The organism is Empedobacter sp. UBA1574, assembly GCF_002322895.1.
GTDB lineage: Bacteria > Bacteroidota > Bacteroidia > Flavobacteriales > Weeksellaceae > Empedobacter > Empedobacter falsenii_B.
Map to the genome: position 1 here is coordinate 1 of NZ_DCOI01000021.1, position 18,007 is coordinate 18,007.

General features: G+C 31.1%; 17 protein-coding genes, 1 rRNA gene and 1 riboswitch. Of the genes, 10 read left to right on the forward strand and 8 right to left on the reverse strand.

Going from position 1 to position 18,007, the window contains the following annotated elements; all coding sequences use genetic code 11:
* Nucleotides 1-328: hypothetical protein (locus tag B3578_RS05790; protein WP_291047261.1), on the forward strand; the 328-nt coding region annotated here is incomplete at its 5' end.
* A gap of 52 nt (nt 329-380) precedes the next feature.
* Here B3578_RS05790 and B3578_RS05795 read toward each other — a convergent pair.
* Nucleotides 381-1,175, reverse strand: coding sequence for an alpha/beta fold hydrolase (locus B3578_RS05795; RefSeq protein WP_291047262.1), 795 nt, complete (start codon nt 1,173-1,175; stop codon nt 381-383).
* Nucleotides 1,176-2,101: 926 nt separating this feature from the next.
* A riboswitch (SAM-I-IV-variant riboswitch) is annotated at nt 2,102-2,196 on the forward strand.
* Between the two features lie 48 nt (nt 2,197-2,244).
* Between B3578_RS05795 and B3578_RS05800 the strand changes: the two genes are divergently transcribed.
* From B3578_RS05800 to B3578_RS05820, 5 genes are all read left to right on the forward strand, one after another.
* Nucleotides 2,245-2,850, forward strand: a complete 606-nt coding sequence (locus tag B3578_RS05800; protein ID WP_115001178.1) for a hypothetical protein — start codon at nt 2,245-2,247, stop codon at nt 2,848-2,850.
* A gap of 48 nt (nt 2,851-2,898) precedes the next feature.
* Complete coding sequence (locus tag B3578_RS05805; RefSeq protein WP_291047265.1) at nt 2,899-3,321, forward strand: PaaI family thioesterase; 423 nt, start codon at nt 2,899-2,901, stop codon at nt 3,319-3,321.
* On the forward strand, nt 3,321-3,848 hold the full coding sequence (locus B3578_RS05810) for a DUF4269 domain-containing protein (RefSeq protein ID WP_185144466.1): 528 nt from the start codon (nt 3,321-3,323) through the stop codon (nt 3,846-3,848). The genes B3578_RS05805 and B3578_RS05810 overlap by 1 nt, the downstream gene beginning before the upstream one ends.
* Before the next feature lie 88 nt (nt 3,849-3,936).
* Nucleotides 3,937-4,104 carry a VOC family protein gene (locus B3578_RS05815; protein WP_219035215.1) on the forward strand — a complete coding sequence of 56 codons (168 nt, stop codon included), beginning with the start codon at nt 3,937-3,939 and terminating at the stop codon, nt 4,102-4,104.
* Nucleotides 4,105-4,516: 412 nt separating this feature from the next.
* Nucleotides 4,517-5,431 (forward strand): AEC family transporter, encoded by a 915-nt coding sequence (locus B3578_RS05820; RefSeq protein ID WP_038337191.1) that lies wholly within the window; start codon nt 4,517-4,519, stop codon nt 5,429-5,431.
* Between the two features lie 103 nt (nt 5,432-5,534).
* Here the strand turns inward: B3578_RS05820 and B3578_RS05825 are convergent, their stop codons facing one another.
* Entirely contained in the window at nt 5,535-6,281 is a 747-nt protein-coding gene (locus B3578_RS05825) for a dienelactone hydrolase family protein (protein WP_291047268.1), read from the reverse strand.
* An 80-nt stretch (nt 6,282-6,361) separates the two neighbouring features.
* Between B3578_RS05825 and B3578_RS05830 the strand changes: the two genes are divergently transcribed.
* The gene (locus tag B3578_RS05830; RefSeq protein WP_115001183.1) at nt 6,362-6,778 is read left to right on the forward strand and encodes a DUF2007 domain-containing protein; all 417 of its coding nucleotides are present in this window, start codon (nt 6,362-6,364) and stop codon (nt 6,776-6,778) included.
* A gap of 58 nt (nt 6,779-6,836) precedes the next feature.
* Here the strand turns inward: B3578_RS05830 and B3578_RS05835 are convergent, their stop codons facing one another.
* The 3 genes from B3578_RS05835 to B3578_RS05845 all read right to left on the reverse strand — a co-directional run bounded on the left by B3578_RS05835 (nt 6,837) and on the right by B3578_RS05845 (nt 9,933).
* Nucleotides 6,837-7,835 (reverse strand): beta-ketoacyl-ACP synthase III, encoded by a 999-nt coding sequence (locus B3578_RS05835; protein ID WP_291047271.1) that lies wholly within the window; start codon nt 7,833-7,835, stop codon nt 6,837-6,839.
* A gap of 176 nt (nt 7,836-8,011) precedes the next feature.
* The gene (locus B3578_RS05840; protein WP_291047273.1) at nt 8,012-8,905 is read right to left on the reverse strand and encodes a helix-turn-helix domain-containing protein; all 894 of its coding nucleotides are present in this window, start codon (nt 8,903-8,905) and stop codon (nt 8,012-8,014) included.
* A gap of 101 nt (nt 8,906-9,006) precedes the next feature.
* Nucleotides 9,007-9,933: a 2-hydroxyacid dehydrogenase gene (locus B3578_RS05845; RefSeq protein ID WP_291047275.1), complete on the reverse strand. Its 927-nt coding sequence runs from the start codon at nt 9,931-9,933 to the stop codon at nt 9,007-9,009.
* A gap of 141 nt (nt 9,934-10,074) precedes the next feature.
* On the opposite strand from B3578_RS05845, the gene B3578_RS05850 reads away from it, so the two are divergent.
* Nucleotides 10,075-12,102 carry a M3 family metallopeptidase gene (locus B3578_RS05850; protein WP_219035221.1) on the forward strand — a complete coding sequence of 676 codons (2,028 nt, stop codon included), beginning with the start codon at nt 10,075-10,077 and terminating at the stop codon, nt 12,100-12,102.
* A 55-nt stretch (nt 12,103-12,157) separates the two neighbouring features.
* Here B3578_RS05850 and B3578_RS05855 read toward each other — a convergent pair whose 3' ends face one another.
* Together B3578_RS05855 and B3578_RS05860 are read right to left on the reverse strand one after the other, a co-directional pair.
* On the reverse strand, nt 12,158-13,501 hold the full coding sequence (locus B3578_RS05855) for an ammonium transporter (protein WP_115001189.1): 1,344 nt from the start codon (nt 13,499-13,501) through the stop codon (nt 12,158-12,160).
* Nucleotides 13,502-13,713: 212 nt separating this feature from the next.
* Nucleotides 13,714-14,238, reverse strand: coding sequence for a GNAT family N-acetyltransferase (locus B3578_RS05860; protein ID WP_115001191.1), 525 nt, complete (start codon nt 14,236-14,238; stop codon nt 13,714-13,716).
* A gap of 101 nt (nt 14,239-14,339) precedes the next feature.
* On the opposite strand from B3578_RS05860, the gene B3578_RS05865 reads away from it, so the two are divergent.
* Both B3578_RS05865 and B3578_RS05870 read left to right on the forward strand, forming a co-directional pair.
* Entirely contained in the window at nt 14,340-16,922 is a 2,583-nt protein-coding gene (locus B3578_RS05865; RefSeq protein ID WP_291047279.1) for a flippase-like domain-containing protein, read from the forward strand.
* Nucleotides 16,912-17,619, forward strand: a complete 708-nt coding sequence (locus B3578_RS05870) for a virulence factor (RefSeq protein ID WP_219035223.1) — start codon at nt 16,912-16,914, stop codon at nt 17,617-17,619. Before B3578_RS05865 ends, B3578_RS05870 begins: the two co-directional genes overlap by 11 nt.
* Before the next feature lie 214 nt (nt 17,620-17,833).
* Here the strand turns inward: B3578_RS05870 and rrf are convergent.
* Nucleotides 17,834-17,941 (reverse strand): 5S ribosomal RNA (rrf, locus tag B3578_RS05875).
* Nucleotides 17,942-18,007 lie beyond the last annotated feature (66 nt).

Genomic DNA, 18,007 nt, shown 5'->3' on the forward strand with positions numbered 1-18,007 from the left:
AATCAAAATGCACAACGGGTATTATTTATTAGAAAATCATGAAAATTTGAAAGATTTAAAATACTTATACAAATCTTTCTTTAAATATAAAACTCCTTTAAAATATGGAAAATTAACCCATAACTCAATAAATTGGTATAAGACTCTTATTGATAGTTATGATTCTGACAATTATGATTTAAAATATAATGAAATAGTTAATAAATTAAACAAATTTTATATAACTGCTTCTGGTAATCCAAGAAAATATATTGATAATACTATTGATTTATTTAAAGAATTATTAGACAAAGAAATTATAAATTTAGACAAGAAGACTATTTCTTAATATATTATATAAAATTCACTAAAAAAAAGCTCCTTATCAGGAGCTTTAGTTTTTATGCGACATTATTGATAAACTCTTTTTCGAGGATACCGTCTACTATTTTTTCAACCTTATCGATGTTTGCTTTTAGTAATTCGTTGTCTTCTATTTGTTCTATTTCGTGGAACTGTACATGTTTGTTAAACTCTTGCAGTTTGGCGTAATAACGTTTCAATTCTGCTTTGTTGAACAAGTTTCCATTCTTCACATAAATCACATGTATTTTTGATTTGATGTATTGCGAAACTTGCAATATATTGCCTCTATTGCGTGATATATCTATCGAATAAAAAATAGATTTCAGGTATTCGCTTTTAGCTGTTGGCTCTTTTACCAACCAATCTGTAGTCTTAGGACTTGCTGCTATCGGAATAATATTCAGCACCTTATTTGGATACAAACATGCCATTTCCCACGCTAATCCTCCACCTAAATCTGCACCAATAATGGCAAAAATCTCGTCTACTTCCAATTCAAATAACGTCAACCAAAACAATACCGCTACATCGCGTGCTGTAATGTGATCGCGTGGAATATAGTCGTACTTTATGGTTTCGGAAACGCCATTTCCAGGAATATCTATACAGATTACCGTATACTCATTAAGATCAATTGCTTTGTTTTTCCCCATGACTCCATCCCAATGATAGGTACAATCTGAATCTCCATGTAAGGAATGGTTAATCAAAATGACTGGAGCTGTTCCTAATGGAAGTCCAAAAAGTTGAAATGTTACCGAAACATTGTTTAAGATTGTGTTGTCCTCTAAGGGCCAAACTGGGATCGTTACTTGTTGTAAACTTTGCATTGTTTTTAATTTTATATTGGTAATTGTTGTTTTTGTTTAAAAAAAATCCCCATCGAAAATCGACGGGGAAACCTAAAATATATTAAAAAATAAAATCTCTTTTTAGTATACATGACTTTCCCACGTCTGGATATTCCAAACCTGTTTGCGAATCGACATATATAAGCACGTAAACTTCATTTTTTAATTACTTTGTTATTCAAATGTATAAAATAATTTTCGGCAAACAATTAAATTTATCTTAATTATTTGTAAAATTTTCTAAATCTCTATTTTTAATAGCGAAGTGGTCCCCCTAAACTTGTTTCAGGGTCGCATTTAATTCAAAACATAAAAATTTTAACCACATAGAGACATAGAAATAGATTCCTCGATACCTTGGAATAACAAACTACCATTGGTAACTGTCATGTTGAGCTTGCCGAAACATCTTCTACTGGAAAAGTTTAGATTCTTCATTCCGCTAAAGCTACATTCAGAATGACAATACGTGAAAAATATCTCCTTGAGGAGATTATAGAGGTGTTTTCTTAATGAGAAGTTGAAATGAATTCAACTTGACGGACTCCTTAAGTCACCCTGAACTTGTTTCAGGGTCACATCTAATTCAGAACATAAAAGTTTTAACCACATAGAAACATAGAAATAGATTCCTCGATACCTTGGAATAACAAACTACCATTAGTAACTGTCATGTTGAGCTTGCCGAAACATCTTCTACTGGAAAAGTTTAGATTCTTCATTCCGCTAAAGCTACATTCAGAATGACATCTACTGTCTTGTTGAGCTTGCCGAAACATCTTTTTTTGAGTGCGAAGCTGAAATAAATTTAGCTTGACTAGAAGTATTTATTTAACTCTAAATAATCGTTTTAAAATAAAATTATTAGAATAGATTACTACATATTCAATTTTTTATGTAGTTTTACACCGTATTTCGAATCGTAGAAAACGATACCAACCGAGAGGAGTCTCCACGGTGGTAAAACAATACGGGAGTTCATCCAAAAACAACGAAAAATCCCCTATTATCGAAATACAATAATTGTTTTATTTTAACTATTTATTGTATGTCACAAAACATTTCTGAGCTTAATTTAGCTCCTATATCAGATGAAAAATTGGTCGATTTTATCAATCAACAATTGCCTATTACAGTTCCTGCGCTAAAAGATCATATTATCGAAGAATTCAAGAAAAGAAGTTTGGATTATCGCCATCTATACAATGTAAAAACAGATGAATTGAACATTAAACTTCCGCTTAGTTTAATCGACGGTTGCTTGTTCGAACGTAATATTCCCAAACCGCCTTTGGTAGGTAATTTCTACGCTGTTGTACATAGATTGAGAAACTTTTTGCAACATAGCAAAGAATTGAACGGAAAACGCCTTAAAACGTTTCATTATATCTTCGATCAACTTTATTTACCTTATGAATTGATTGATATTATTTCGGAAGAAGATGTCAAAAATCTAACTGAAGATGATGTATTTATTACTTTCAAAAACTCGAAACAACATTTCCCGAATGATAAGATTATCAATAATATTCCGAAAAATAATTTATTGATTACCGTCGACAAAGGGAATTATTATCGCGGTTTGGATAAAGTAATTTTGTCGCATCAAAATACAATTATCAAAGAAGAAAACTTGAATAACGTAACTGCATAACTGAAATTGCTTTCGACAAATCTCTATATTTGTTGAAAGCAATTTTATATGACGCCAGAAAAAAGAGAATTAGTAGAAGCAAGTTTTAATCGTTCGGAAACCTTAAAATTTTATAACGCATCACTTATCGAATGCGAAACGGACTATGTTTCGATTAAGATTCCGAAACAAGAAATGATGACACGTAAGCACGGAATGTTTAATGGTGCTATGATTGCTTCTTTGGTTGATGTTTCATCTGGTTATGCTGCTGTTTCTCACTATGACGACGATTGTTATGTGGTAACAGTTGAGTTAAAGGTGAATTATTTACGACCTGCTTTGGGTGGCTATTTACTATCAAAAGCCTATGTGATAAAAGGCGGAAAAAAGATAAGCACCATACGCACAGAGATTTTTGTAGTTGACGAAACAACGAACAAAGAAACGCATGTGGCTACTTCTTTGGTAACTATGATGAGAATAAAATGATGCAAAATTTTCTTACCATTGATTATTTAGAACACGGAAATGAAATACAACACAATGTGTTTCATTTGTTGCGCAATCATCAAATTTTAGAAAAACTTGACACATACAAACCTATTGTAGTAGGTACAATTCCGATTGAAATCAATATTGAAAATAGTGACATTGATATTATTGGTGAAACATCTAATTTTGAAAACGCTACAAATCATTTAACCGAGAATTTTTCTCATTATTTTGAATTTAAAATCAATCAATTAATAAACAATAACGAAATTTGTTTGACTTGTAATTTTAGAATTGATACGTTTGAAATTGAGATTTATTTAGAGAATAAGATTCCAACCGAACAAAATGCCTATCGACATATGCTCATTGAGGCGAAACTACTTGAAAAATTTGACGAACCATTCAAAAACAAAATCATCGAACTTAAAAAGAATGGGTACAAAACTGAACCTGCTTTTGCAAAAGTTCTTGAGTTAAAAGGTAATCCATATCTCGCCTTATTGGAGTATGAAGTAGATTAAACAGTTTTCTTATAACGCAATTAATTAAATCAATTCAACTTGTTATTTTCTTCTTTTTTGTTGATTTAATTTTATAAAAAATCGCAGAATGAAAATAAGAGAATTACAATTGTTTACAAATGAGCTAGAAAAAACAAAATCATTTTATACAACTATTCTAGCTTTTGAGTTAATTGAAGAAACCGATAATCAGTTTAGTTTACAAGTTGGTTGGACAAGATTAACTTTTGTAAAATCGAATGAAGAATATATTTAGCTTATGAGAACTAAGCAGAATTTGATCAACATTCTATTTTTGGAATTTCTGAAATTGGTTTACCTACAACTTATATTGAAGCAACTAATCATATATTATAATAGAAAACAACATCTAAATTCTGAAAAGGAGATTTTGATACTTTTGGTACTAATGGCTCAGATGAAGGGAAAATATTATTACTAAATTATTTTATTAAAACAACTTAGTTTCCTACAACTGATACAATAATTCCTGCTCCATTTACAGCTATTTTGGAAAATGAAAATCATTATTCAAAAGTAATTTTAGATAATAATAAATTAAATATATCTAATCTTGCCATTTTATAAAAAATAAGCATTGAATAAAAAGTGATATCTTAAGGGTAAAAAAAATTTGGATTGTAACTTTGCATTCCAAATATCTAAAAATGGTAAACTTTATATTAATCGCAGTCTGTATAATCGCGGGAATGGTGTTTAAAGCAACAAAATCTATACATCCTGATGCTCATAAAGGGATCAATACATGGATCTTATATTTAGCTTTACCAGCAGTCTCGTTTAAGTATTTACCAAAAGTAGAATGGTCGCAAGAAATGTTATTTCCTATCTTTTCTACTGTCATTATTGCCGTTGGAAGTTTGTTTTACATGAAATTCTACAGCAAAGCAAAAGGATATTCGGAGAGATCGAGAAGAACATTGGAATTGGCAAGCGGCTATAGCAATACCTCTTTTATTGGTTTCCCTTTGATCTCAGCATTTTATGGAGAAAAATATTTAAGTATTGCGATTATTTGTGATCAAACCATGTTTTTGTGCTTGTCAACCATCGGAATAGTTTCTGCATTAAAAGGAGGAAGCAATGGATCTGGAGCAATAGATTCTAAATTTATCTTGAAACGATTATTTACTTTCCCCCCATTTTTAGGTTGTATTAGTGCATTGATTTTATCTCAATTTATCGACTTATCTCCTGCCGAACCTTTCTTCGACAAATTAGCTGCAACCGTAGGTCCATTGGCTTTATTTTCGGTTGGATTGCAATTAAAGTTTAATGGTTGGAGAAAATTATGGTCACAAATTTCGATGTCTATGGTTTACAAATTAATGATTGCGCCTGCAGTTGTAATGCTTTTAGCCATCGTAATTGGAATAAAAGGTGATGTGGCTAAAATCTCTATTTTTGAAGCTGCAATGCCTACATTAGTGACATCGAGTATTATTGCGGAACAATTTAAACTCAACACCAAACTAACCAATTTGATTATTGGTATCAGTATTATTGTAGGCTTTTTTACAGCTGCTTTTTGGTATGAAATGATACAATTGTTTATTCAGTAGATTTACATATTACGGTTTTTATTAGAATTAAGATAAATTTTATCTTCTAAAACCTTATTCTCGATACAAAATTCTAAAAAGAATCTCATTCGAATTGACGGTTTTATTTCAATACTTCTTCTAAAAACAATAATGTATGTTCCCAAGCTCTATCTGCCATTACTTTATTATAATCAGGTGATTCTGGATTGGTAAACGTGTGTTTTGAATTTGCGTAAGTTATCATTTGCCAATCTGTTTTTCCTTCGTTCATTTCAATTACTAAATTCGAAATATCTTCGGGTTTTACAGATTCATCTTCAGCAGGATGTTCAATCAAAACTTTTGTTTTAAGAGGAATATTTTTTCGAGCCGAATCTTTTGCTAATCCACCATGAATAGAAACAACGCCAACAACAGCTAATTGCACACGAGCAGCTTCTAATGCGCCTGTTCCTCCAAAACAATAACCAATTACAGCAATTTTACTTGGATCTGCACCAGCTTTGATTAACTCTTTCAACGCCAAATCAATTCGTTTTTGATAAGCTGCATAATCAGACTTGTATTTTCCTGCTATTTTAGCCGCTTCCGCATTATCTTTCGGATTGTTTCCTTCTCCATAAATATCCGCAACAAACGCAATATAGCCTTCTTTTGCTAAATCTATTGCAGCTTGTTTTGCTTCGTTATCAGCTCCTTTCCAAGCCGGTAAAATCAAAACTCCTGGACTTTTCTTTGTCGTATTATCAGTTACTAAACCGTTCAATTTTTGCGAACCATCTTTATAAGCAACTTGTTTTAGGTTTTGCGCATTTGTCGTATTCATCATCAATACAATTAAAAATAAACATTGAATTACATTTTTCATCTACTAAAAAATTTAAGACATTAAGATAAAAAGAACTATTTTTATATCGGATATTGAATTGAATATTTAACACAATTAGCATGGAACTTATTACATTAAAAACATTTGAAAGCCCTATTGAAGCACATATTTTACGTTCGAAATTAGAAAGTGAACAAATTGATGCTTTTGTTTTTGATGAACATTCGGTTGGTATGAATCAGTTTTTATCGAATGCAATTGGTGGTGTGAAAGTAAAAATTAAGAAAGAAGATACTGATCGTGCCATGAAAGTATTGGAAGAAATTGATGCTTCAAATTACACCAATGATTTGGACGAAATTCTTGTTTGCCCAAAGTGTGGAAGCAATGAGTATTACAGCAATTACAAGTCGATGAAAGGTGGAAAAGGCTTACTTTCTTTATTATCTTCTATCATATTTTGGGTTTACCCTATTTACTACAAAAACGTGTTCAAATGCAAGAAATGTGGTGAAGAATTTAATGGTTTACAATAAAAAAAGAACGACAATTTCTTGCCGTTCTTTATGAACAAAAATATATGATTTTTATTGATTAAATTGTCCAACGCAATAAGCTTGCTCCCCAAGAGAAACCTGCGCCAAAGGCTGTCAACATCAATAAATCTCCTTTCTTTAATTTTGATGTATTTTCCCAAATACACAACGGAATTGTCGCTGCAATTGTGTTTCCGTAATTTTCAATATTGATTAAAGTTTTACCTTCTTCAATATTAATTTCATTACCAACAGCGTCAATAATTCGTTTATTCGCTTGATGCGGAACCAACCAATTTACATCTTCAACAGAAAAATCGTTGCGTTTCAAAACATTGACACAGGTATCACTCATTGATTGAATTGCATTTTTGAATACAATTTTTCCATCTTGTCTAATGTAACGCTTCTCATCAACCAACAACTGTGAACTCGCTGGATACAAAGAACCACCTCCTTCTATATTCAAGAATTCTTTTCCAGTTCCGTTACTCAGTAACAAAGCATCTAAAATTCCTTCTTCGTTTGTAGGCTCTAACCAAACCACTCCTGCACCGTCTCCAAACAAAATATTTGTCGAACGATCTTTGATGTCTACATACGCACTGATTTTATCCGCACCAATGACCAGAACATTTTTGTAACGACTACTTTCAATCAACGAAGCGCCCATGTCCAACGCATATAAAAATCCAGAACAAGCCGCATTCATATCAAATGCCCAAACATTCTCTATTCCTAATTTTTCGCATACAATATTCGCTGTAGCAGGCATCAACATATCTGGTGTAGAAGTCGCAACAATCAACGCATCAACATCTTTGATGTCTTTTTTGTATGTATCAATTAAATTCTCAATTGCACTAACCGCCATATCAGAAGTCGCTAAACCTTCCTCTAAAATACGACGTTCTTTAATTCCCGTTCTTTTTACAATCCATTCATCAGAAGTGTCTGTAATCTTTTCTAAATCGGAATTAGTTCGTTTATTCTCTGGCACATAACCACCTATTGCTGAAATATGTGCAAATATTTTTTTTGTAAAATCTACCACCATAAAATTCTTTTCATTCAAATCTCATGTATCGATTATCTACTAAAAGACGCATCAATTAAAATTTGAGCAACAAAGGTCTATTCAATTTAACAAATTAGTTAGCGAAATAAACGTAATAATATGTCAGAAAGACGCTTTTAGAAAGTTTTCACATTTACATTGATTTACATCAATTATTAATTAGAAGCTATGAAAGTTCTTGGAGAAACACCGGCATAATTTTTGAAAAATTTACTAAAAACTGAGGTATCTATAAAATTTAATTCTGTCACAACATCAGAAACACTATTTTTTGGGTTCTTTAGCAAGACTTTTGCCTCTAATACAATGGCTTCAGCAATGATTTGTTTGGGTGATTTATTAAAGACTTCGACAATAATTTTAGTCAAATGTTTACGACTAATAAACATTTCATCTGCATAAAATTGTACATTACGCTGACGACGAAAATGAGTTGAAACTAAATACAAAAACTGCTTAGCCAATTCCTCCTTTCTGACTTCTTTCGTTGTACTTTTTGCCGTTACAGCTTGGTTGTAGTAATTTCCCATCTCATACATCATAACTGAAAAGTGATGTAAAACCAAATCTTTTGCAAAGATATTTTCATTCTTGATGGTATATTTACTAATCTTATTCAGATTGTAGCGCATATCACGTACAATCTTTTTATCTAAAGAAATGATTTTAGGATATTTGGACGATAAAAATTCTACTAAATTATTGGATTTCACGTGAAAACCAGCTTCAATAATCAAATCTGAATCAATAAAGATTGCTTGAACAGCAAAATCAGCCGAATGCTCTATAATCTCGAACAACTGACCTGGAAGAACCACAATAATATCATCACGTTTGATCAATGTTGGTTCTAAATTTACCGTGATTTCACATGTTCCTGCAGTAATTAAAATCAACCCAAGCGAAGTAAACTTATAAGGTTTTCGTTTTACAAAATAATAATTGTTTTCAGGACCTACATCAAAGATTGCTAACCGACGATCGGTAGCTTCTTCTTTGTAAGTTCTTAAAATATTATTAATTGAATAAAGTTGAATATAATCACTCATTTTTAGCTTTTATTATTTCTAATACAATGTTAAAAGATTTTTTTGACAAGTAAAAACACAAATGCGTCTTTTTAACAAAATCTTACGTCATTTTGGTATATCTAATAACCTCTTTCTAATGAAACTTCATTCAATAAAGTTTCGTTATTTTTCATTCTGTTGTAGTTATCTGCAACTTGTTTTAGAGCAGTTGTTGCATTTGTAACACTCGCAATATGAGGTGTTACATAAACATTTTCATTCGTCCAAAAAGGGTGATTTTCTGGTAAAGGTTCTTCTACAAAAACATCTAAATAAGCCTCTTTTATTTGTTTTTCTTCGATTGCAATTAATAAATCCTTTTCGACCAAATGTGCTCCACGACCAACATTAATCAAAACTGCATGAACTGAACATTCTTTAAAAAAGTCTTTATTCAAAATACCTTCTGTATCATCTGTCAAAGGCAAAATATTGACAATAAAATTAGTTTTAGAAATCGCAGCATTCAAGCCTTCTTTTCCAGAAAAAGATTCTACTCCATTTATATTTTTTGGCGAATTCGACCAACCTTTGACTTGAAAACCTAACGCAACAAATTGCTCTGCTACTAACTTTCCGATTTCACCTAATCCTAAAATAGTAATAGTTGTTTCCTTGATATTTTGATAAATAGTAGGCTTCCACTCTTTACGAACTTGATCTTTATAATACGTCAATAGATTTTTCATTGAAGTCATAACACAAGCCAAAACATGCTCAAACATTTCTTGCTTCAAAGCAGGATCAACAATACGTGTTACCTTTATTGAATCTGGAATTTTGGTATGCAACAAATGGTCAATTCCTGCTCCAACAGATTGTACAACTTTTAGATTTGGAAATTCAGCCACATAATTTTTGTGCGGTTTCCAAGTTGCAATAAATTCTACATCTTCTAGATTTGAGATATTTGGATAAACTTCAACTTTCGTATCTGGCAACAATTCTTGTAAATTTCTTTGCCATTCTTCTGTTGATTTTTGATTGAATATTAAGGCTAAACTCATAATTGATTACTTTTAAAACAAATGTAAATAACTCCAAATTAATCACACATTAAATTTGACGATTTGTCAGATTTCTTACATTTGGATTAGAATTTGAAAGAGTTCAAACAAATATATTTTAACTAAAAAAATACACTATAAATGACAAATCCGTTATTAGAAAAATTTGAAACACCTTTTGAAAGTGCTCCTTTTTCTAAAATCAAAAATGAAGATTACAAACCTGCTTTTATCCAAGCAATTGAAGAGGCGAAAGCAGAAATAGATGCAATTACTGCGAATCCTGAAGCGCCAACTTTTGCAAATACAATTGAAGCAATGGAACTTTCTGGTGAAAAATTAGGACGAATTTCTTCTATTTTCTTCAACCTTAATTCTGCTGAAACGAATGATGAAATTCAAGAAATTGCACAAGAAGTTTCGCCTTTATTATCTGAATTTGGAAATGATGTTCGCTTAAATCAAGATTTATTTGAACGAATTAAAATCGTTTATAATCAAAAGGAATCGTTGATTTTAACCGATGAACAAGCTTATTTATTAGAAAAAAAATACAAAGGTTTTTCTAGAAATGGTGCAAACCTAAACGAAGAAGACAAAAATAAATTACGCGAAATAGACAAACAGCTTTCGATGTTATCGTTGCAATTTGGACAAAATGTTTTGGCTGAAACAAATGCATACGAATTGATTATTACTGATGAAAATGATTTGAAAGGTTTACCTCAATATGCTATTGATCAAGCAAAAGCCGATGCAGAACAAAAAAATCACGAAGGTTGGTTGATTACGTTGCAAGCACCAAGCTATATTCCATTTATGCAATACGCAGAAAACCGTGAATTAAGAGAAAAATTGTTTAGAGCAAATGGTGTAAAAGCTTATCAAAATAATGAATTTAATAACGAAGAAAATGTCAAAAATATCGTAAAACTTCGTCACGAACGTGCTAAAATATTAGGTTATAAAACGCATGCTGATTATGTTTTGGAAGAACGTATGGCAAAAACACCAACAACTGTTTTAGATTTCTTGAATGATTTATTAACGAAAGCAAAACCATTTGCGGAAAAAGAAATTGAGGAATTAACTGCATTTGCAAAAGAAACTGATGGGATTGAAACATTGCAACGTTGGGATCATGCGTACTATGCTGAAAAACTAAAACAGAAAAAATTCAGTCTTTCTGACGAAGAATTGAAACCTTATTTTCAGTTAGAAAATGTGATTCAAGGAGCTTTTGATGTGGCGACAAAATTATATGGAATTACATTTAAAGAAATTCATAATATTGATAAATACAACGATGAAGTAACAACTTATGAAGTTCTAGATAAAAATGGAGCGTTCTTAAGTTTATTGTATGCAGACTTTTTCCCGCGTGCAGGAAAACGCCCTGGTGCTTGGATGACAAGTTACAGAGAAGCCTCTAATGTGAATGGAAATACCAAACGTCCGCACGTTTCGATTGTTTGTAATTTTACAAAACCAACGAAAGACACCCCGTCATTATTGACATTTCAGGAAGTGACAACATTGTTCCACGAATTTGGACATGCGCTACACGGAATGTTACCAAATACAACGTACGAAAGTCTTTCTGGAACAAATGTTTATTGGGATTTTGTTGAATTACCCTCTCAATTTTACGAAAACTTTTGTTACGAACCAGAAGCTTTAAAATTATTTGCAAAACATTATCAAACAGGAGAAATTATTCCGCAAGAATTAATTGAAAAAGTAAAAGCTTCTTCAAGTTTTATGGAAGGTTATCAAACTGTTCGTCAATTGAGTTTTGGATTATTGGATATGGCTTATCATGCGAATGATTTGGCTGAAATCAATGATTTACAACAATTTGAAAAAGAAACTTTCAAACAAACAGAGTTGTATCCAGAAATTGATAAAAATATGATGAGTACATCCTTCTCTCATATTTTTCAAGGTGGATATTCATCTGGTTATTATTCATATAAATGGGCAGAAGTTTTGGATGCAGATGCCTTTGCATTCTTCCAAGAAACTGGAATTTTCAATCCAGAAACAGCTCAAAAATTCTATAAACTTTTATCATCTGGAGGAACAGTAGAACCGATGAAATTGTACGAAGAATTTAGAGGTCATAAACCAACAGCAGATGCTTTATTAAAGCGTGCTGGATTAGTATAAATTGAAAATCCGACTACAAAAAGTAGTCGGATTTTTTTATAATATCATTGTTTAATTAATGTAAACTTTCCTCGTGTTGCGACAAATCTAATCCTTCGAACTCTGCTCTATCACTCACACGTAAGTGAATCATTTTATCCGTAATATAAAATAAAGCAATCGCACCGAAAAAAGTAAATAACGAGACAAACAACAAAGCAATCATATGATGTGCAAACACATCCACCCCGCCATGTAACAAACTCGCATTTTCACCATGTGCAAAAATAGCTGTCAAAATCATTCCCATTATTCCTCCGACACCATGACATGCAAAAACATCTAAAGTATCGTCAACTCGTTTTAATACTTTCCAATGAACCATTACATTTGAGACAATAGCAGTAATAAAGCCAAAAAATATACTTTCAGGAATTGTAACAAATCCACAAGCTGGAGTGATTGCTACTAATCCAACTACAGCCCCTATACATGCTCCCATAGCAGAAACGCTACGACCATTAATTCTATCAAAAAGTATCCATGTCATCATTCCAGAAGCAGAAGCAATTGTTGTTGTTCCGAAAGCTAAAGCTGCTGTGGCATTTGCTCCCAAAGCTGAACCAGCATTGAAACCAAACCATCCGAACCATAACATTCCTGTTCCAAGCATAACAAATGGAATATTTGCAGGTTTGTGTTCTCTGTTTTTACGTTTACCTATCACCAAAGCTCCTGCTAATGCTGCAAATCCTGCACTCATATGAACAACAGTTCCTCCAGCAAAATCTTTTACGCCAAAATATTTATTCAATAAACCTTCTGGATGCCAAACCATATGACAAAGCGGTGTGTAAATGATTAAACTAAACAAAATCATAAATAACAAATATGAAATAAAACGCACTCTTTCAGCAAAAGAACCTGTTACAAGCGCTGGTGTAATGACTGCAAATTTCATTTGAAACAATGCAAATAAGACAAATGGAATTGTAGATGCCATGTCTTTGTGTGGAAATGCCCCGACATGATTAAAAAATGGATAACTTAATGGATTACCAATAATTCCGTAATGTTCTCCATTTATTGTAAAACCGATTGATTCACCAAAAGACAGTGAAAACCCAACTACAACCCACAAAATCGAAATCACACCTAAGGCAATAAAACTTTGCAACATGGTAGAAATAACATTTCGTTTCCCCACCATTCCTCCATAAAAAAATGATAAACCTGGCGTCATCAATAACACCAATCCTGCAGCTGCTAAAATCCAGGCGACATCTGAATTTACAATATTTTCTTCGCTAAGGAATTCTCCTGTATTTGGAATATCTACAACTGGTTTCCAAAATAATCCAGCTAATGCAACTAGTGTTATAATTGCAAAAGCTACTTTCCATTTTAATCCAACTTTCATAAGTTTTTAATTTTAACCCTATCAAAATTAGATTATTTTTAAATAAAATCATTTATTTTTAATTACACCCTATAAAAATTAGGGGTTAAAATATTAATTTTACACTTTAAACATAGTTGCCCTATACAAATTCATAAAAAAAGATTCCAAAAAAGGAATCTTTTTATCAATTTGATTATTTAGTTTTTCTAAATTCTATCTAAAATATTCAATTATGTTAAATTCTGAATAATTTTCTGAAAAGCTTTTCTTGGGCTTCCATCAAAATAAACTTCGCCACAATAATGATAACCTAACTTTTCAAAAACACGCAACATTCCAATATTATCAAAGTTGGTATCAACTTTTATATTCTGTATTTTCTTTATAATTGCTATTTTTTCAATTTCATCCATCGTCCAAGTTCCTAAACCTTTTATCTTAACATCTTGTGCAACAGCCAATCGATGTATGACAATATATGGATCATCATTCATCCATTTTCCTTCAATTGCTGTATAAGCAGGTTCTATCTCATCAATAATTGCAACATATCCTATGATTAGATTATCAACATTCTCAATTATATAACCAAAACCATTTGAGATATCATTTTTTACAACATCTAGATTTGGATAACCATTTTGCCATTGATTACTTCCCTCCTCTTTTCTTTTCTCAATTGCTTGTTGCAAAATTTCCCAAATTCTATCTGCATCATTCAAAATAGCTTGACGTAAATTTAATCCAGTCTCCATATCTTATTTTTATTTTCAATATAAGTTATTTTTAAGCAAATCATAAGTTTTGATATTTAATTTTTTGATAAATTAATAGAACTAAACAATGTCATACAAACATGAGGTTTCCAAAATCTATAAAATATGTAAAAATACCTTGGCAACAAGTTTTAGCAATACTTATTTTATTACTCGCATTTGTATTTTTCAGAAGCGAACGCAAAGAAATGATGCAAATTATTCCGAGTATTCAAAGCGCAAAACCTATTTGGCTATTGATCGGTTTCGGAATAACGATTCTCTATATTTCGCTGCAAGCTGCAATGTATATCACAAGTTTCAAAGCAGTTGGTTTACCTCTTAAATTTTGGGACGCTGTCAATTTATTTCTCAAACGAAATTTTATCAGTGTTTTTCTACCAGCGGGCGGAATTAGTTCTTTGGCTTATTTACCCAAACAAATCAAAAAGCAACAATTTGAAACAAATAAAATCATTCAGGCAAGTTCTATTTATGGTTTTATTGGATTATTAACGGTTTTCATCATTGGCGTTCCTATCATTATTTATAGTATTTACGTCAACAAATATTTTAATGATTCGTGGATATCATTAGTCATTTTGGGCATAATTTTAATTCTAGTTTATTTCATTTATAACTCATTCAAAACCAAAAATAAATTCTATCAAATTATAGAAAATAAATTTCCAAAGATTACGGAAGAAATCAATCCAATTTTTGAAGCTTCTTTAGACAGGAAAAATATTAATCTCACAATTCTAATTTCAACAATCATCGAAATTACTGGGATTTTACACGTCTACATCGCAATGTTAGCGTTAGGTATTCAACCCACTTTTGATGCAGCAGCTTTGGCTTATACGATTTCTGTTTTATTGATGATTATTTCGCCTTTTTTGAGAGGTTTGGGTGCTGTAGAATTTACGATGGTGTATATTTTAACACAATTCGGCTATTCTCATAACCAAGGTTTAGCTACAACTTTATTGTACCGCGTTTTCGAATTTTGGCTGCCTTTAGGTTTTGGATGTTTGAGTTTTATGTGGCGTGGAAGAAAACTATTTGCACGAATTTTTCCTGCTGTTATGATTTTTACATTAGGAATGATTAATATAATTTCAGTCATCACTCCTCCTCTTGCAGAACGTTTGCATTTCGAAAAATTGTATTTACCAATCGAATTCATGCATCTTTCAAAATTGATGATTCTATTTGTCGGAATTGCTTTATTGATTACTTCATCTTATCTCATCAAAGGATTAAAATCTGCATGGATTTTTGCTTTAATATTTGCCATACTTTCATTTTTTGGAAATATATTCAAAGCATTGGATTACGAAGAAGCTGGATTCGCATTTTTCACAATCGTGCTATTAATTTACAGCAGGAATCAATATCCATTGAAAACAAATTTGAAACGATTAAGACAAGGATTCTCTATTTTTTTAATGGCATTTTTTGCAATTTTTATTTACAATGTTTTAAGTTTTTATTTCATTGATAAACGTCATTTTGGTGTAGATTTCTCTTGGAATCAAGCTTTTTATTATACATTTCAAAACTTCTTATTATTCAGCGAAAACAATTTAGTTCCGAGAACAACCTTTGCCGAAGATTTTAAAGACATCAATATCTTTTTTGGATTTAGTTCTTGGATATTATTGATTTTAGCATTTTTTAGAGCTAAAAATTATAACACAAAAGGTATTCAGGATTATGAAGAAGCAGAAGAAATCGTCGAAAAATATGGTAATTCAGCATTAGATTATTTTAAATTAATGGATGATAAAACTCTTTATTTTTCTTCAAATATTGATGGTTTTGTCGCGTATAAAATCGGTTTAAATTTTGCTATTGTTTTGGATAATGTTGTATGTGATGCAAAGCATAAATCAGATTTAATTTCAGAATTCGAGAACTATTGCAAAACAAAAGGTTTGAAAACTGCTTATTATCGAGTTTCGGAAAACGATTTAATTGATTTCAGAAATTTAAAAAAACAATATTTATTAATTGGTCAAGAAGGAATTATTGAAGTTGATTCCTTTAATCTTCAAGGTAAAGAACGTAAATCGATGCGAAATGCATTGAATACTTTAGAGAAAAAAGGTTTTAAAACAGAAGTTATTTTGCCTCCTTTGACAGAAGAATTTTTAAATGAAATTGAATCTGTCTCAAATGAATGGTTAAAAGAATTTGATAAAAAAGAAATTGTATTTGCAGAAGGTAAATTTGACAGAGGAATATTAAAAAATCAAACGATTATTACGCTGAGAAATGAAGAAAATAAAGTGGTTACATTTCTGAATGTTATTCCAGATTATGCAAAAGATGAGATGACTTACGATTTATTTCGAAGAACTGTCAATTCGCCAAATGGTAGTATGGATGCGGTGATAATTGCATTAATTAATCGCGCCAAAGCAAATCAAAAGAAATATATCAACATTGGTTTAACTCCTCTGGCTGGTTTAGATAAACCAAATAATATTGCCGAGCAACTCATGAAATTTGCTTATCAACGAATTGGGACGTTTAAACAATATCAAACAATGCGCGATTTCAAAGAAAAATACGCCAATTATTGGATCAACAAATACATCATTTATGATAATGAAGTGGAACTTATTCAACTTCCACAAGCGTTAAATAGAGTTATGAAACCTCAAGATGAAAACTAAAAATCTCATATTATTTGGATTGATTATCACTACAATTGGTTTGTATATCGTACGTACAAAAGGAGATGATGTGGATATCAAAGATCCTTTACCGCTTAAAATATGGGAGAATAAAAATGACACTAAACCTATCTTGTTTTATTTAAGTGGAGATGCTGGATTAGGACCTTTTTCAAAATCAATTTGTAAAAATCTTTATCAGAAAGGCTATGATATTTATGCTTTAAATTCTAAAGTTTATTTTTGGAATGAAAGAGATCCTAAAAAAACGGCTGAAATATTAAGTCAATTTTTAGAAGAAAAGTTCAAAAATCACAAAAATCAAAAAGTTGTATTTATCGGTTATTCTTTTGGTGCTGATGCGATTCCATTTATTATCAATGAGCTTCCGACAAAAACCAAAGATCGAATTCATCAACTTATTCTTTTAGATCCGTATGAAACTGCTGATCTTGAGATTCATTACAAAAATTTAATTTTTGAAAACGTAAGCGGAAAATGGAATACAATTCCAGAAATTAATCAATTACCTAACTTACATTTATCTATTATTTTAAGTGATTATGGAAAAAATTATCCCTACAATAAAATTACTTTAACCAATAAAAACATAATTTATTTGGGTGGTAATCATCACTTTAACCGAAATTATCAAAAAGTAACTGAGACTATTACTAAGCAATTAAAGTCAAATTAGAAAATATTCATTTAACATAATTACATCTTGTGATATTCCGAACTTTTTTGTTTTAAAATCATCAAGCTCTCTTTTAATTTGTTAATCGTAGAATAAGAATGAAACTTATTCTTATTTAGTTGAATGGTGTAAAAATTATCATAATACTTTCTAGCTAACTAAAAGTTTAAAACATAAAAAAACCTCAAGAACTAAATCTTGAAGTTTAAATAAAAACTGGCGATGACCTACTCTCCCGCAATAGCAGTACCATCGGCACTGAAAGGCTTAACTTCTCTGTTCGGAATGGGAAGAGGTGAGCCCTTTCGTAATAATCACCCTAATATTTTTTGTATTTTTAATCAGGTTTACATCCTGATGATTCGATAAAAAAGCCTCAAGTTGTTCA

What these genes read in the sequence shown, in the direction of transcription:
- B3578_RS05800 (WP_115001178.1), top strand. Translation starts at nt 2,245, where the DNA reads ATGTCACAAAACATTTCTGAGCTTAATTTAGCTCCTATATCAGATGAA.
- B3578_RS05855 (WP_115001189.1), bottom strand. Translation starts at nt 13,501, where the DNA reads ATGAAAGTTGGATTAAAATGGAAAGTAGCTTTTGCAATTATAACACTA.
- B3578_RS05815 (WP_219035215.1), top strand. Translation starts at nt 3,937, where the DNA reads ATGAAAATAAGAGAATTACAATTGTTTACAAATGAGCTAGAAAAAACA.
- B3578_RS05825 (WP_291047268.1), bottom strand. Translation starts at nt 6,281, where the DNA reads ATGAAAAATGTAATTCAATGTTTATTTTTAATTGTATTGATGATGAAT.
- B3578_RS05870 (WP_219035223.1), top strand. Translation starts at nt 16,912, where the DNA reads ATGAAAACTAAAAATCTCATATTATTTGGATTGATTATCACTACAATT.
- B3578_RS05810 (WP_185144466.1), top strand. Translation starts at nt 3,321, where the DNA reads ATGCAAAATTTTCTTACCATTGATTATTTAGAACACGGAAATGAAATA.
- B3578_RS05835 (WP_291047271.1), bottom strand. Translation starts at nt 7,835, where the DNA reads ATGGTGGTAGATTTTACAAAAAAAATATTTGCACATATTTCAGCAATA.
- B3578_RS05865 (WP_291047279.1), top strand. Translation starts at nt 14,340, where the DNA reads ATGAGGTTTCCAAAATCTATAAAATATGTAAAAATACCTTGGCAACAA.
- B3578_RS05860 (WP_115001191.1), bottom strand. Translation starts at nt 14,238, where the DNA reads ATGGAGACTGGATTAAATTTACGTCAAGCTATTTTGAATGATGCAGAT.
- B3578_RS05805 (WP_291047265.1), top strand. Translation starts at nt 2,899, where the DNA reads ATGACGCCAGAAAAAAGAGAATTAGTAGAAGCAAGTTTTAATCGTTCG.
- B3578_RS05830 (WP_115001183.1), top strand. Translation starts at nt 6,362, where the DNA reads ATGGAACTTATTACATTAAAAACATTTGAAAGCCCTATTGAAGCACAT.
- B3578_RS05820 (WP_038337191.1), top strand. Translation starts at nt 4,517, where the DNA reads ATGGTAAACTTTATATTAATCGCAGTCTGTATAATCGCGGGAATGGTG.
- B3578_RS05840 (WP_291047273.1), bottom strand. Translation starts at nt 8,905, where the DNA reads ATGAGTGATTATATTCAACTTTATTCAATTAATAATATTTTAAGAACT.
- B3578_RS05795 (WP_291047262.1), bottom strand. Translation starts at nt 1,175, where the DNA reads ATGCAAAGTTTACAACAAGTAACGATCCCAGTTTGGCCCTTAGAGGAC.
- B3578_RS05850 (WP_219035221.1), top strand. Translation starts at nt 10,075, where the DNA reads ATGACAAATCCGTTATTAGAAAAATTTGAAACACCTTTTGAAAGTGCT.
- B3578_RS05845 (WP_291047275.1), bottom strand. Translation starts at nt 9,933, where the DNA reads ATGAGTTTAGCCTTAATATTCAATCAAAAATCAACAGAAGAATGGCAA.